12 protein-coding genes are annotated in these 14170 nt (G+C 71.6%); 4 read left to right on the forward strand and 8 right to left on the reverse strand.

The genetic code is table 11. The annotated features are described in order from the left end of the window. Window positions 1–153: 153 nt before the first annotated feature. The 3 genes from P3T29_RS10975 to P3T29_RS10985 form a co-directional block, all read right to left on the reverse strand. Window positions 154–1230: an ABC transporter substrate-binding protein gene (locus P3T29_RS10975; RefSeq protein ID WP_280716148.1), complete on the reverse strand. Its 1077-nt coding sequence runs from the start codon at window positions 1228–1230 to the stop codon at window positions 154–156. A 63-nt stretch (window positions 1231–1293) separates the two neighbouring features. After that, window positions 1294–2178, reverse strand: a complete 885-nt coding sequence (locus tag P3T29_RS10980; RefSeq protein ID WP_280716149.1) for an ABC transporter permease — start codon at window positions 2176–2178, stop codon at window positions 1294–1296. Then, window positions 2175–3035 (reverse strand): ABC transporter ATP-binding protein, encoded by an 861-nt coding sequence (locus P3T29_RS10985; RefSeq protein ID WP_280716150.1) that lies wholly within the window; start codon window positions 3033–3035, stop codon window positions 2175–2177. The genes P3T29_RS10980 and P3T29_RS10985 overlap by 4 nt, the downstream gene beginning before the upstream one ends. Window positions 3036–3285: 250 nt before the next feature. Between P3T29_RS10985 and P3T29_RS10990 the strand changes: the two genes are divergently transcribed. Together P3T29_RS10990 and P3T29_RS10995 are read left to right on the forward strand one after the other, a co-directional pair. Further along, a complete protein-coding gene (locus P3T29_RS10990) occupies window positions 3286–4920 on the forward strand; it encodes a sensor histidine kinase (RefSeq protein WP_280716151.1) in 1635 nt (544 codons plus the stop codon). Beyond that, complete coding sequence (locus tag P3T29_RS10995) at window positions 4917–5603, forward strand: response regulator (RefSeq protein WP_280716152.1); 687 nt, start codon at window positions 4917–4919, stop codon at window positions 5601–5603. Before P3T29_RS10990 ends, P3T29_RS10995 begins: the two co-directional genes overlap by 4 nt. Window positions 5604–5631: 28 nt before the next feature. Here P3T29_RS10995 and P3T29_RS11000 read toward each other — a convergent pair whose 3' ends face one another. The 5 genes from P3T29_RS11000 to P3T29_RS11020 form a co-directional block, all read right to left on the reverse strand. After that, window positions 5632–6534 carry a sucrase ferredoxin gene (locus P3T29_RS11000; RefSeq protein WP_280716153.1) on the reverse strand — a complete coding sequence of 301 codons (903 nt, stop codon included), beginning with the start codon at window positions 6532–6534 and terminating at the stop codon, window positions 5632–5634. Next, complete coding sequence (locus tag P3T29_RS11005) at window positions 6531–7127, reverse strand: hypothetical protein (protein ID WP_280716154.1); 597 nt, start codon at window positions 7125–7127, stop codon at window positions 6531–6533. The genes P3T29_RS11000 and P3T29_RS11005 overlap by 4 nt, the downstream gene beginning before the upstream one ends. Beyond that, complete coding sequence (locus P3T29_RS11010; protein ID WP_280716155.1) at window positions 7124–8182, reverse strand: hypothetical protein; 1059 nt, start codon at window positions 8180–8182, stop codon at window positions 7124–7126. The genes P3T29_RS11005 and P3T29_RS11010 overlap by 4 nt, the downstream gene beginning before the upstream one ends. After that, entirely contained in the window at window positions 8179–8517 is a 339-nt protein-coding gene (locus P3T29_RS11015; protein WP_280716156.1) for a hypothetical protein, read from the reverse strand. The genes P3T29_RS11010 and P3T29_RS11015 overlap by 4 nt, the downstream gene beginning before the upstream one ends. A gap of 75 nt (window positions 8518–8592) precedes the next feature. Further along, the gene (locus P3T29_RS11020) at window positions 8593–11043 is read right to left on the reverse strand and encodes a DNA topoisomerase IV subunit A (protein WP_280716157.1); all 2451 of its coding nucleotides are present in this window, start codon (window positions 11041–11043) and stop codon (window positions 8593–8595) included. Between the two features lie 296 nt (window positions 11044–11339). Between P3T29_RS11020 and P3T29_RS11025 the strand changes: the two genes are divergently transcribed. Together P3T29_RS11025 and P3T29_RS11030 are read left to right on the forward strand one after the other, a co-directional pair. Further along, a complete protein-coding gene (locus P3T29_RS11025; protein WP_280716158.1) occupies window positions 11340–12692 on the forward strand; it encodes a pitrilysin family protein in 1353 nt (450 codons plus the stop codon). Beyond that, window positions 12689–14077 (forward strand): pitrilysin family protein, encoded by a 1389-nt coding sequence (locus P3T29_RS11030; protein WP_280716159.1) that lies wholly within the window; start codon window positions 12689–12691, stop codon window positions 14075–14077. Before P3T29_RS11025 ends, P3T29_RS11030 begins: the two co-directional genes overlap by 4 nt. Window positions 14078–14170 lie beyond the last annotated feature (93 nt).

The following is a 14170-nucleotide window of genomic DNA, read 5'->3' on the forward strand; positions in this document are numbered from 1 at the left end:
CCGGGGCGCGGGGAGCTGTGCGGTGGGGAGGGTGCAGGTTGTCGCCTTCCGTCTCGCGCAGTTCCTCGCGCCCCTGGTTGTGGCTGAACGTGTGCCAAAAAAGCCCCCCGGGCGCGGTGGGGGTCGCGTCCGGGGGGTGCTGAGGGGGCCGGCTCAGCCGCTGGAGTCGGCCGGGGTGGTGGTGGGAGTGACGCCCAGGGTCTTGTTGGCGTTGAGCGCGAACTCGTTGGTGAAGGTGGTGCCCAGGTTCACCGAGTCGGTCTTCGTGCCGATCAGCTTCTCGGTCGCCAGGACGTTCTTCGGGCCACCGGCCGGCATGATGCCGTCCGGCAGGAACTGGCCCTTGTCCTGGGTCAGCGCGGCGATGTAGTCGTCCTTGCTCACCGAGCTGTTGCTGACGAAGGTGGGGGGCAGCGCGTTGGCGATGTCGGTGGCGGAGTGCGCGTCCATCCAGTGCATCGTGGCCACCAGCGCGGTGACCACCTTCTGGGCGGCGTCCTTGTGGGAGTTCACCCACTCGGTCTTCGCGAGCGCGGTGGCGGAGGGCCAGGTGCCGCCCAGCAGCGCCTTGGCACCGTCGGTCGTGGCCAGGTCGACCGCCGAGTAGCCGATGCCCTTCTTCTGAATGGCCGTCACGGTCGGCTGGGTGGTCATGACGCAGGCCGTCTTGCCGTTCTGCAGCGCGGCGACCGCCGTTGCTCCGGCGCCGACCCCGATCCGGCTGAACTGGCTCGTCGTGAGCTTGCTCTGCGCGGCGACCAACTGGGTGAGGACGTCGGTGCCCGAGCCGAGGTCGGTGACGCCGAGGGTCTTGCCCGCGAAGTCCGCGCCGGAGTGGACGCCGCTCTTGGTCGCGCACATCTCGCGCTCGCCCGGTGCGCCGGAGAGTTGGACGATGTCCTCGACCGACTTGCCCTTCGCCTGGAGCTCGATGGTGTGGTTGTACCAGGCGCCCGCCATGTCGACCTGGCCGGAGAGCATGGCGTCCTCGGCGCCGACGGAGGCGTCCTCGGTACTGAGCACCACGTTGACGCCGTACTTCTGGTAGAAGCCGAGCTGCTGGGCCAGCTGGAACGGCAGGTAGATCTGCTTGTCGAGACCGCCGACCATGATCTTCACCGTCGGCACGCCGGCGCCGGCGCCGTTCGTGGAGCCGGAGGAGCAGGCGGTGAGGCTGAGGCCGAGCGCGAGAGCGCCGACCAGCGAGCCGGTGAGAGTCCGCTTGAACATGGCTGTCCCTTCGGGGGTGGTACTGCGTGGGGGATTTACGTAGGGGATTAGTGCCGGTCGGTCTCAGATGACCGCGCTCTCGGACGGGGACGGCGGACGCCACGAGAGCAGCCGCCGCTCGAGCTTGGTGATGAGCCACTCGGCCAGCAGGACGATCACCGCGATCACGAACATCGTGGCGAACACGCCGTTGGGGTCGAACTGGTTCTGCGCGGTCTTGATGACGAGCCCAAGACCGGCCTGCGCGCCGAGCACCTCGCCTACCAGCGCACCGACGATGGCGAAGCCGAAGGCGGTGTGCAGGCTGGCGGTGATCCAGGTGAGCGCCGACGGCAGCACCACGTGGCGCACGATCTGCAGTGGCGACGCACCCAGCACCCGGGCGTTGTCGAGGATGTTGCGATCGACTTCCCGGACACCCTGGAAGGCGTTGAAGAAGACGATGAAGAACACCAGCACGGCGGCGAGCAGCACCTTCGGCGTCTCACCGATACCGAACGCCACCACGAAGATCGACCCGAGCACGATGCGCGGAACGGCATTCACGATCTTGATGAACGGCCCCAGCACGTCGGCGAGGAACCGGTTCTGACCGAGCAGGACACCGAGGACGACACCGGCCGAGGCGCCGACGGCGAAGCCGAACACCGCCTCCCTGAGGGTCGTCTCGATCTGCAGCCAGAACGAGCCGAACTCGGTGGCCTGGTCCCCCTTCGAGAAGAAGTCGACCAGACGCTGGGCGATCCCGCTGGGCTGCCCGAAGAAGAACGGATCGAGCCAACCCCAGGTGGTGACCAGTTGCCAGCCGCCGATGATGAAGCCGGCCAGACCCAACTGGGCTGTCAGGACCAGCAGTTTGCGCCGCCGGACGGCGCGCACCCCGGCGCCGGCGGCAGCGGTGTCCGAAGGTGGCGCCTTGACCTTCGCGGCAGTGGAGGCGCTGCTCATGACTTCTCTCCCGTCGTGCGTGCGTAGGCGCGCTCCACCTCTTCGCGGAGCGAGGACCAGATCTGGTGGTGGAGTTCGAGGAAGCGCGGCTGGAAGCGGATGTCCTGCACCGAACCGCGCGGGCGCGGCAGGTCGATGTCGTAGACCGCCTTCACCGAGCCGGGACCGGAGGTCATGACGACGACCCGGTCGGCGAGCGCCACCGCCTCTTCCAGGTCGTGGGTGATGAAGATGACCGAAGGACGCAGCTGCTCCCACAGACCCAGCAGCTCGTTCTGCATGATCGCCTTGGTCTGGACGTCCAGGGCGCCGAAGGGCTCGTCCATCAGCAGGATCGACGGCTCGTTGATCAGCGCGGCGGCCATCGCCACGCGCTTGCGCATACCGCCGGAGAGCTGGTGCGGGTGGTGGTCCTCGAACCCGGCCAGGCCGACCCGGCGCAGCCAGTCCCGCGCGGAGGCGTTGGCCTTGGCCTTCCCCACACCCCGGAAGACCGGTCCCATCGCCACATTGCCCAGCACCGTCTTCCACGGCAGCAGCGCATCCGCCTGGAACATGAAGCTGATGCCGTCGGTGATCCCGTTCACCTCGCGGCCGCCGACCCGGACCGAGCCCTCGCTCGGCCGGTCCAGGCCGGACACCAGGCTCAGGGTGGTCGACTTGCCGCAGCCGGTCGGTCCGACCACCGCGCAGAACTGGCCCGGCTCGACGGTGAAGTCCACCTCGCGGGTTGCCGTGAAGGCCGCACCGCTCGGGGTCAGGAACCGCTTGGTCACACCCGAGATCTCGATCCGGGCGTCGTCCCGAACAGTCCGTCCTGCGGCCGGGCTCGTCGCGACATCGTTTCGCGCAGCCATCGAATCCGCCTCCTTGGTCTCGTCAGCCACCCCTTCGGTGTTTCCGGGGTGTTGCGTGGTGCCGAGAAGGTAGGCCCGCGCGCCACGGCGGCGGCAGTCTTGCGAGCGTTGCGCGGCTTCACTGCGTTTCGGTGGGTTCTGCTCGTTCTGCGCACGGTCCCGGGACTGGGCAAAGAACGTTTCACCAGGCACACTCGGCTGACACACGCTGGTGCGCGACGGGGGGATGCGCGGTACGGAGGTAACCCCGATGGCTCGACGGCCCGGCCGGGGCAGGAAGCTGTCGGCCCGGATTCTGGCCGGTCAGCTGGCCATCCTGGCCATCACCAGCGCCATCGGCTTCGTACTGTTCGCCTACGCGCAGCGGGACGCGCTGGACCACGAGTACCAGAGCCGGGCGCTCGCCATCGCGCAGACCGCCGCCACCGACCCGCAGATCGTCCAGGCCATGGCCGACGGCACCGGCGGGGACGTGGTCAGGACGGTCGCCGGCCGGATCGAGCACGCCGCCGGAGCCACCTACGTCGTGGTCATCGACCTGCACCAGATCCGGCACTCCCACCCGCAGCCCATCCTGATCGGCAAACGCGTGGAGGAGCCGCTCGTCGTGCTGGACGGCCGCACGTACACCGGGATGGACAACGGTGCGACCGGCCGGTCGGCGAACGCGAAGGTGCCGCTGCGCGACCCGGCCGGCGACGTGATCGGTGAGGTCTCCGTCGGCATCGCCGAGAAACAGGCCGTCGGCCGGCTGCTCGGGGAACTGCCCACCTTCGGCCTGTTCGCCGCGATCGCCCTCGCCGTCGGGTCCGTCGCCTCCTACCTGCTCGCCCGCCGGCTCAAGCGCTCCACCTTCGGCCTCGAACTGGAGGAGATCGCCGGGCTGCTCCAGGACCGCGAGGCGATGCTGCACGGCATCAAGGAGGGCGTGATCGCCTTCGACCCGCAGGGCAGGATCAGCGTGGTCAACGGCGAGGCCCGCCGACTGCTCGGCTTCGGCACCGGGCTCGGCTCCCGGCTCGACGAGGTGCTGCCGGAGGGGCGGCTGCGCCGGGCGCTGGACGGCACCCTGGAGGGCGTGGACCTCACCGTCCTCACCGACAGCCACTGCCTGGCCGTCAACCGCATGCCGGTCGTCCTGCACGGCCGCGAGCTCGGCGCCGTCGTCACCGTCCGCGACCGCACCGAGCTGGTCGGCCTGCTCCGCGAGCTGGACTCCGTACGCGGTCTCACCGATGCGCTCCGCGCCCAGCAGCACGAGTTCGCCAACCGGATGCACACCCTCGCCGGCCTGCTGGAACTCGGCGAGCACGACGCCGCCCTGGAGTACGCCGTCGAGCTCGGCCAGGCCGAGCCCGCGCTCGCCGAGGGCGTCCGGGAGCGGATCGCCAACCCGCTGATGATCGGACTGATCGTGGCCAAGACCGCGGTGGCCACCGAACGCGGGGTCCGCGTCGTGCTGACCGAGGACTCCCGGCTCGGCGAGCAGCCCGGCCACCTGCGGCGGCTCCTCACCATCACCGGCAACCTGCTGGACAACGCCGTGGAGGCGGTGGGCAGCGGCGGGGAGGTCAGGCTCTCGCTGGTGGAGTCGGAGTACGAGATCCTGCTGAGGGTCGCCGACGACGGGCCTGGAATCCTGCCCGGCGCGGCCGAATCGATCTTCGAGGACGGCTGGTCGACCAGCCCGGACCGGGGCACCGCCCGACGCGGCCTCGGGCTGGCGTTGGTCCACCGGCTGGTGCAGCGGCACGGCGGCACGATCACCGTGAGCGAGGGGCCGGGGGCCGTCTTCACCGTGGTGCTGCCACTGCCGGATGACGACCCCGCCCCGCTCGGAGCGGTCTTCACGGTGGTGCCGAACGTACTGGAGGGTGTGCGGTGATCAGGACGCTGGTGGTGGACGACGACTTCCGGGTGAGCGCCATCCACTCGGCCTACGTGGGCCGGGTCCCGGGCTTCGAGGTGATCGGGCAGGCGGGTTCGGTCGCGGCGGCGGTGGACGCCGTCCGCGAGCTGACGCCCGACCTGCTGCTGCTCGACGTCTACCTGCCGGACGGCAGCGGCCTGGAGGTCCTGCGGCGGCTGCTCGCGGAACTGGACGGCGACCGCCCCGACGCCCTGATGATCACGGCGGCCCGGGACATCGCGTCCGTCCGCTCCGCGATGCAACTCGGCGCGACGGGTTACCTGGTGAAGCCCTTCGGCTTCGCCGCCCTCGAAGAACGGCTGGCCGCGTACCGCGAGCTGCGGGAGCGGGTCGCGGCCCTGGACCCGATCGCGGAGAACGGCCAGGCCGAGGTGGACGCCCTCTTCAGCGCCACCCGTCCGACCACCCTCCCCGCCGTCCCCGCCAAGGGCCACTCGGCCCCGACCCTCTCCCTCGTCCTGGCCGCCGTCCGTGCCAACGGCCGCGACCTGTCGGCGGCCCAGGTCGCCGAACAGACCGGCGTCTCACGCGCGACCGCTCAGCGCTATCTCTCCTACCTGGTCCGCGAGGGCCTGGCCCGCCTGGAACTCCGCTACGGCACCACCGGCCGCCCGGAACACCGCTACAGAGTGAGTTAGCTGCACCATCCAGGGCCCGGCGCCCCTGTCAGCCTTCGGTGATGGTAAGTACGTCCATCCGGGTCGGGTTGCCCGGGGTCTTGCCGCAGCTCTCGGGTCGGGCCGGTTCGCTTGCGGTCTGCGTCACCTCGACGTCCCAGCTCCGACCGTCGGCGTGCCGCACCGAGACAGTCCACCGGCCGTCGGAGACCGGCTGCTGAGTGAGCGTCAGCGCGTCCACGCCGGTCTCGCCGGTCAGCAGTCGGACGGCCTGCTCGGCGGCCTGGCCCGGACGGTCCCAGTACGAGCGTCCACGCGACCACTCCGGCACGGTGTGCCCGGTGGCCGTCGCCGCGAGCACCTCCTTGGCGGTGGCCTCGGTCAGCCGCCCGTACGCGTAGCCGTACGGCAGCACCAGCATGGTGGGGGAGAAGCGGTGCCCGCCGAGGTGGGTGACCTCCCAGACCTCGCTGTGGCCGGCGGTCGCCAGTTCGGCGGCGAGCGGGCGGCCGAGCAGCGCGCAGCAGCGGTCACGGCGGCCGTTGGTGCACACCAGCGCGATCGGGCCGCCCGGGTGCGCCACACCCAGGCCGCCGTGCTCGCCCGCGCCCAGCGCGGCGAAGTCCAGGGTGAGCAGCTCGGCGGCGTCGGCGACGGTCGTGCGCCGGACCCAGGAGCGGCCGGGCGCGGTGTGCGCGACGATCACCTCGTACCGCTCGTCCACCCCGGCGTCGGCGTGCCGTCCGGGCCGCCGGATCAGTGCCGCCCGTACGCCCGTACCGGTGCAAGCCGCATCGATGCCCTGGCCGACCGCCGGATCGAGGTGGCTCTCGGTGAGCGCCTTGGCGCCCCAGGGGCCGGTCTGTTCGATCAGCAGCCAGGTGGTGGCGGTCGCGGCGGTGGCGGCCAGTGGCTCGGTCAGTTCACTCGACAGTGTGGCGCAGGTGATCACTCGGGGAACCCTACCGCCGCTCGGTTGACCGGGGGAGAACGGGTGAAGGCGATGCTGCGCACGACGGCGGCGAACACGCCCGAGTAGAGCTCCCAGTCCTCGGCGCACGGGGTGCTGAGTTCCAGCGAGAGCAGTTCCGGTCCGTCCGGAACCGGCAGGTGCGCCTGGAGCACCGAGGTGGTGATCCACCCGCCGGCCTGGACGGGCGTGACCTTGCCGGCGGTCAGGACGGCCGCCGGTCCGGCCGGCAGTTCGACCCGGGTGACCTCGGCGTCCGGCCGGGCCTGCGCGAGCTGTCGGACCATCGCGTCCACGCCTTCCGTGAACGGCTTGACCGACATCAGGACGGTAGCCGTGCTCGGCCTGCCGTCCAGCTCGGCCAGGCAGATCCCGGCGTACCGCACCCCGGCCTCCGCCAGCGGCGGGACGAGCGCGACCAGCATCGCCGTCCAGCGCAGCCGCACCTCGTCCGGCTCGCCCGCCAGCACCTCGCAGGCCAGCTCCCAGAGCTGCCCGGCGATCTCCTCCGCCGTCCCGCGCACCGGGATCTCGTGGAAGGCGGGCGGCAACACCGCGCGCACCGACAGCGTCACAGCGCCCGCAGGAACGGCGTGGCGGAAGGGGCGATCACGTGCGTCTCCTCGCCATCGTCGCCGAGCCGGTACCCCAGGCCCAGCCCCTTGACCGGCAGCGTGATCAGCTTCGGGTCGAGCAGCCTGCCGGTGAGCCGCTCCAGCGCCGCCGCGATCCCCCTGGCGGAGAGCGGCTCGGCCGTCATCGAGAGCACCTCCCGGCCGGCGGCCGCGACCCGCTCACCGAGACCGGCGGCCCGGCCCGCCGTCGCGAAGCCCAGGGCGGCGCCGCCGCCGGGAGCGGCACCGAGGGCGTCCGAGCCGATCTCCAGCCAGGACACCTCCCGGCCCCGGGCCTTGCCCAGCCCGTGCCCGACCAGCGCGGCCGCACCGCACAGCACCGCCGCACCACCGAGCACACCACCGGCCGCCTGCCCCGCCACCGGGATCCACGACACCGCCAGCGCGGCCATGGCCAGACCCGCCGAGAGGGTCGACAGCAGATCGGCGTGGTCCACCAACCAGCCGGAGACGCCCTGCCAGGCCGCCCGCAGACCACCGAGCAGCTGGTCGAAGAGGCCCGGCGCGGGGGGATGGCCCCCGGACGCCGCCCGGATCGCGCGCGCCGCCGCCTCCGCGTCCTCGCGGTGCCGGTCGAGCTGCCGCCGGGCGCGGCCGATCACCTCGTCGAGTTCGTCCTGGCCAGGCCCGCCCTGGCTCGTCGGACCGGGCTCCCGGTACTTCAACCGGGCGCGCAGCTCGACCGCCTGCGCCTCCAGCGCCGCGCCGGTGGCCCGGTGGCCGGCCAGCTGCGTCTGCCAGGTCCGCAGGGCCGACGAGCAGGCGGCCATGGACCGCCCGCCCGTCGCCAGGTACTCAGGCAGCTCGCCGAGCCGGGCCGCGAAAGCCCGCGCGGCCTCGCCCTCCCAGCCGCCGCCCGCCCGGCCCAGGTCGGCGAGCGAGAGCCGTAGCTCGTCCAACTCCCGTGCCACCGCCTCGACATCCCCGCACAGCCGCTCGATCGCACCGAGATCCCCCGGCGCCGGGCAGAACCCGATCCCGGGCCAGTCGCTCACCCGCCACCGAACCCATGAGCGCCGAGCCCGTGAGCGCCGAACCCCGGAGCGGCGAGCGCCTGAGCCGTGGCGTCCTCGTGCTCCGCGTACCCCCGCAGCGCCCGCTCCAGGCCCGCGTGCAACTGGTCGGCCGCATGCGCCAACCTGCCGAGGCCGTCGTGCCACTCCTCGGCGAAGCCCGCGCAGGCATGGTCCAGCTCGCCGCTGCCCGACCGCCGCTCGCCGCCCAGGCCCGCGATCCGCCTGCTGACGGCCCGCAGCCGGTCGCCGCACCCGGCGAGCTGCCGGGAGACCCCGTCCAGCCGCGCCCGGTCGAGCTCGAAGCCCTCCGCCACCGCCCAGGTCCTTCCGCAGAGAGGGGAGCGCCGCGACCGGCACCCCCCTCTCCAACTGCTGGACCGCACCAGGCGTTACGCCGGACCGGCCACCGAAGCGATCGGCGCCGTCACCGGCGTACCCGAACCGTCCCGGCGCGGGTCACGCTCCGGCAGGCTCACCGGCGTACCGTTCGCCGTCGCCGCCCGCGCCGGAGCCGCACCGGCCCAGGCGAAGAACAGCGTGTCCTCACCACGCAGGAAGCGCTGGCAGCGCACCCCGCCCGTCGCCCGGCCCTTGCGCGGGTACTGCTCGAACGGCGTGACCTTCCAACTGCTCTGCTCCTCGCCCGCCAGCGTCCCCGAGGTACCCGCGACCGAGACCACCACCGCGTCCACCGCCGGATCGACCGCCGTGAACGACAGCACCTTCGCGCCGTCCGACAGCTTGACGCCCGCCATACCGCCGGCCGGCCGGCCCTGCGGCCGGACCTGCCCGGCCGGGAAGCGCAGCAACTGCGCGTCCGAGGTGACGAAGACCAAGTCCTCCTCACCCGTCCGCAGCTCCACCGCCCCGATCAGCTCGTCACCGTCCTTGAGCCCGATCACCTCGAACTCGTCCTTGTTCGCGGGCCACTCGGGCACCACCCGCTTCACCACACCCTGCACCGTGCCCAACGCCAGACCGGGCGAGGACTCGTCCAGCGTGGTCAGCGCGATCGCCCGCTCGCCCTCCTCCAACCGCAGGAACTCCGACACCTGCGCCCCACCCGCCAACGACGGCGAAGGCGTCGGCGGCAGGCCCGGCAGGTCGATCACCGGCAGCCGCAGCACCCGCCCGGCCGTCGTCACCACACCCACGTCCGCACGCGCCGTCGCCGGCACCGCCGACACGATCACGTCGTGCTTCGACCGCGACTCGGACAGCTCGAACGGCTCACCGTCCGCCGTCCGCGCCAGCAGACCCGTCGAGGAGAGCAGCACCCGGCACGGGTCGTCCGCCACCTCCAACGGCACCGACAGCGCCGCACTCGGCGCCGAACCCGCCTCCAGCAGCACCGTCCGCCGCTCCGTACCGAACTGCTTGCTCACCGCGCCGAGCTCACCCGACACCACCCCGCGCAGCTTCGAGTCCGACTCCAGGATCTCCGTCAGCTCGGCGATCTCGCTGTTCAGCTTCGCCTGCTCCGCCTCCAGCTCGACCCGGTCGAACCGCGTGAGCCGACGCAGCGGAGTGTCCAGGATGTACGCCGTCTGCGTCTCCGACAGCGAGAAACGCTCCATCAGGCGCTCCTTCGCCTGCGTCGCGTTGTCGCTGGAGCGGATGATCGCGATGACCTCGTCGATGTCGACCAGCGCCACCAGCAGACCCTCGACCAGGTGCAGCCGCTCCTGGCGCTTCCGGCGCCGGAACTCGCTGCGCCGCCGCACCACCGTGAACCGGTGGTCGACGTAGACCTCCAGCAGCTCCTTCAGACCCAGCGTCAGGGGCTGGCCGTCCACCAGCGCCACGTTGTTGATGCCGAAGGTCTCCTCCATCGGCGTCAGCTTGTAGAGCTGCTCCAGCAGCGCCTCCGGCACGAAGCCGTTCTTGACCTCGATCACCAGGCGCAGCCCGTGCGAACGGTCCGTCAGGTCCTTGACGTCCGCGATGCCCTGCAGCTTCTTCGAACCGACCAGGTCCTTGATCTTCGAGATCACCTTCTCCGGACCCACCGTGTACGGCAGTTCGGTGACCACGATGCCCTTACGACGGGCCGTCACCGACTCGATCGACACCGTCGCCCGGATCTTGAACGTGCCACGCCCGGTCTCGTACGCGTCCCGGATGCCCGACAGCCCGACGATCCGGCCGCCCGTCGGCAGGTCCGGGCCGGGGACGAACCGCATCAGCGTGTCCAGATCCGCACCCGGGTTCTTGATCAGATGACGGGCCGCCGCCACCACCTCGGACAGGTTGTGCGGCGGCATGTTGGTCGCCATGCCGACCGCGATCCCCGACGTGCCGTTCACCAACAGGTTCGGGAACGCGGCCGGGAGCACCTGAGGCTCCTGCTCGCTGCCGTCGTAGTTCGGCCCGAAGTCGACGGTGTCCTCGTGGATCGACTCCACCAGCGCCATCGACGCCGCCGTGAGCCGCGACTCCGTGTACCGCATCGCGGCCGGCGGGTCGTCGTTGCCCAGCGAACCGAAGTTCCCGTGCCCGTCGATCAGCGGCAGCCGCATCGAGAACGGCTGCGCCATCCGGACGACCGAGTCGTAGATCGACGCGTCACCGTGCGGGTGCAGCCGGCCCATCACCTCGCCGACCACCCGCGCGCACTTCACATGCGGGCGCTCCGGGCGCAGGCCCATCTCGTTGGCCTGGTACAGGATCCGGCGGTGCACCGGCTTGAGACCGTCCCGGGCGTCCGGCAACGCGCGGGAGTAGATGACCGAGTAGGCGTACTCCAGGAAGGAGCCCTGCATCTCGTCCACCACGTCGACATCGAGGATGCGCTCCTCGAAGTCTCCGGGCGGCGGGGTGGGCGAACTGCGGCGGGCCATCGCGGCGGGGCTCCCTTACGTCTGTCTGCTTCGTCGTCCTGTAACTACTTATCTGTAACTACTGGGTCCGCGCCGGGGCACGGCGACCCCCATTGTGGACCCTCGCACCGACAGCCACCGCCCAGGGCCCGTCACCCACGCTCTCGGCCACCACTTCCGCCCGTGGCGAACGCGCTGTCCGCGCGGGCACATACCGCGCCCTCACGCGTTGCACCAGAATGGGGGATCGGCAGTCGCCCCCGACCAGAACGTCGAAGACGGGAAGACTCTTCTTCCTGGAAAGGACCGGAAACCGCATGGCCAACCCGGCCCCCGCCACCACCCGAGGTATCCCCATCACCGAGCACCGCCTGGCCAACGGCCTGCGCGTCGTGCTCTCGGAGGACCACCTCACCCCGGTCACCGCTGTCTGTCTCTGGTACGACGTCGGCTCCCGACACGAGGTGAAGGGCCGCACCGGACTGGCGCACCTCTTCGAACACCTCATGTTCCAGGGCTCCGCCAACGTCTCCAACAACGGGCACTTCGAACTGGTCCAGAGCGCCGGTGGCTCCCTCAACGGCACCACCAGCTTCGAGCGCACCAACTACTTCGAGACCATGCCCGCACACCAACTCGAGCTCGCACTCTGGCTCGAGGCCGACCGGATGGGCTCACTGCTCGCCGCACTCGACGACGCGTCCATGGAGAACCAGCGCGACGTCGTCAAGAACGAGCGCCGCCAGCGCTACGACAACGTCCCGTACGGCACCGCCTTCGAGAAGCTCACCGGGCTCTCCTTCCCCGAGGGCCACCCGTACCACCACACCCCCATCGGCTCGATGGCCGACCTCGACGCCGCCACCCTCGAGGACGCGCGGACCTTCTTCCGCACGTACTACGCACCCAACAACGCGGTGCTCTCGATCGTCGGCGACCTCGACCCCGAGCAGACCATCGCCTGGGTCGAGAAGTACTTCGGCACCATCCCCGCCCACGACGGCAAGCAGCCGCCGCGAGACGGTTCGCTGCCCGACCTGATCGGCGCCGAGATCCGCGAACTGGTCGAGGAGGACGTCCCCTCCCGCGCGCTGATGGCCGCCTACCGCCTCCCGCACGACGGCACCCGCGAGGCCGACGCCGCCGACCTGGCCCTCACCATCCTGGGCTCCGGCGAATCCAGCCGCCTGTACAACCGGCTGGTCCGCCACGACCGCACCGCCGTCACCGCCGGCTTCGGCCTGCTCCGCCTCGCCGGCGCACCCTCGCTCGGCTGGCTCGACTCCAAGACCTCCGGCGACGCCACCATCGAGCAGATCCAGACCGCCGTCGACGAGGAACTCGCCCGCTTCGCCGCCGAAGGCCCCACGCCCGAGGAACTGGAGCGCGCGCAGGCCCAGATCGAGCGCGAGTGGCTCGACCGCCTCACCACCGTGGCCGGCCGCGCCGACGAACTCTGCCGCTACGCCGTCCTGTTCGGCGACCCGGCACTCCTCAACTCGGCCCTCGACAAGGTCCTCGACATCACCGCCGAAGAGGTCCAGGCCATCGCCGCCGCCCGGCTGCGACCGGACAACCGGGCCGTCCTGGTGTACGAGCCGACCACCAGCGAGGGTGACGACAGCGCGGCCGCCTCCAACGACGACCAGACCGAGGAGGACGCGGCATGAGCGACGCAACCCCCACCATGACCTTCCACCCCCAGCCGACCCCCGGCACGCCGACCCCCTGGGCCTTCCCCGCCCCCGAGCGCGGCGCCATCGGCAACGGCCTCACCGTGCTGCGCTGCCACCGCCCCGGCCAGCAGCTGGTCGCCGTCGACATCCACGTCGACGCCCTGCTCGCCCTGGAGCCCGACGGCCTCGACGGCATCGCCAACATCCTGGCCCGGGCCCTCAACGAGGGCACCGACACCATGGACGCCGAGCAGTTCGCCGGTGAACTCGAACGCGCCGGCGCCACCCTCGACGCCCACGCCGACCACCCCGGCATCCGGGTCTCCCTCGAGGTCCCGGCCTCGCGTCTGGAGCGTGGTCTCACGCTTCTCGCCGACGCCCTGCGCGCCCCCAGGCTCCCCGAGGACGAGATCGAGCGGCTGGTCGCCAACCGGCTCGACGAGATCGTCCACGAGCAGGCCAACCCGGGCCGCCGCGCCGCCAAGGCGCTCTACGCCTCGCTGTTCGACGACGCCGACCGGCTCTCCCGCGCCCGCAGCGGCACCGCCGACACCGTCAAGAACATCACCCGCGCGGCCGTCAAGGATTTCTACGACGCCCACATCCGCCCCTCCACCGCCACCGCGGTGGTCGTCGGCGACCTCACCGGCATCGACCTGACCGCCCTCCTCGAAGCCACCCTCGGCACCTGGACGGCCGCCCCCGCCACCCCCAACACCCACGCCCCGGTCACCGCCGACGACCACGGCCGGGTGATCGTCGTCGACCGCCCCGGCTCCGTCCAGACCCAGCTGCTCATCGGCCGGATCGGCCCGGACCGCCACGACCCCGCCTGGCCCGCCCAGCTGCTCGGCACCTACTGCCTCGGCGGCACCCTCACCTCCCGGCTGGACCGCGTCCTGCGCGAGGAGAAGGGCTACACCTACGGCGTCCGCTCCTTCGCCCAGCCCCTGCGGTCCGCCGCCGACGGCTCCGGCCGCGCGCTGCTGGCCATCAGCGGCTCGGTGGACACCGCCTCGACCGCCCCCGCCCTGGCCGACACCTGGACCATCCTGCGCACCCTCGCCGCCGAGGGCCTCACCGACGCCGAGCGCGACGAAGCCGTCCAGTACCTGGTCGGCGTGGCCCCCCTCAAGTACGAGACCGCCGGATCGGTGGCCGGCACCCTGGCCGACCAGGTCGAGCAGAACCTGCCCGACGGCTACCAGGCCGAGGTCTACCGGCAGCTCGCCGCCCTCGACACCGCCACCGCCACCGAAGCCGTCGTCGCGGCCTTCCCGCCCGACCGCCTGGTCACCGTGCTGGTCGGCGACGCCTCGGTGATCGCCGACCCGATCAGGGAACTCGGCATCGGCGAGGTCACCGTCATCACCACCTGACCCCTGCGCGTCCAGCGGCCCGACGGAGCGTCAGCGCTCCGCCGGGCCGCCGTCGTTTAATCCCTTGCCGCCCGCACTTTCGATGTGGGTAGA

Source organism: Kitasatospora sp. MAP5-34, from assembly GCF_029894335.1.
Lineage (GTDB): Bacteria > Actinomycetota > Actinomycetes > Streptomycetales > Streptomycetaceae > Kitasatospora.

Bases quoted from the DNA above. Each gene is read 5' to 3' on its own strand.
- P3T29_RS10975 (WP_280716148.1), bottom strand. From the start codon at position 1,230: ATGTTCAAGCGGACTCTCACCGGCTCGCTGGTCGGCGCTCTCGCGCTC.
- P3T29_RS10980 (WP_280716149.1), bottom strand. From the start codon at position 2,178: ATGAGCAGCGCCTCCACTGCCGCGAAGGTCAAGGCGCCACCTTCGGAC.
- P3T29_RS10985 (WP_280716150.1), bottom strand. From the start codon at position 3,035: ATGGCTGCGCGAAACGATGTCGCGACGAGCCCGGCCGCAGGACGGACT.
- P3T29_RS10990 (WP_280716151.1), top strand. From the start codon at position 3,286: ATGGCTCGACGGCCCGGCCGGGGCAGGAAGCTGTCGGCCCGGATTCTG.
- P3T29_RS11020 (WP_280716157.1), bottom strand. From the start codon at position 11,043: ATGGCCCGCCGCAGTTCGCCCACCCCGCCGCCCGGAGACTTCGAGGAG.
- P3T29_RS11025 (WP_280716158.1), top strand. From the start codon at position 11,340: ATGGCCAACCCGGCCCCCGCCACCACCCGAGGTATCCCCATCACCGAG.
- P3T29_RS11030 (WP_280716159.1), top strand. From the start codon at position 12,689: ATGAGCGACGCAACCCCCACCATGACCTTCCACCCCCAGCCGACCCCC.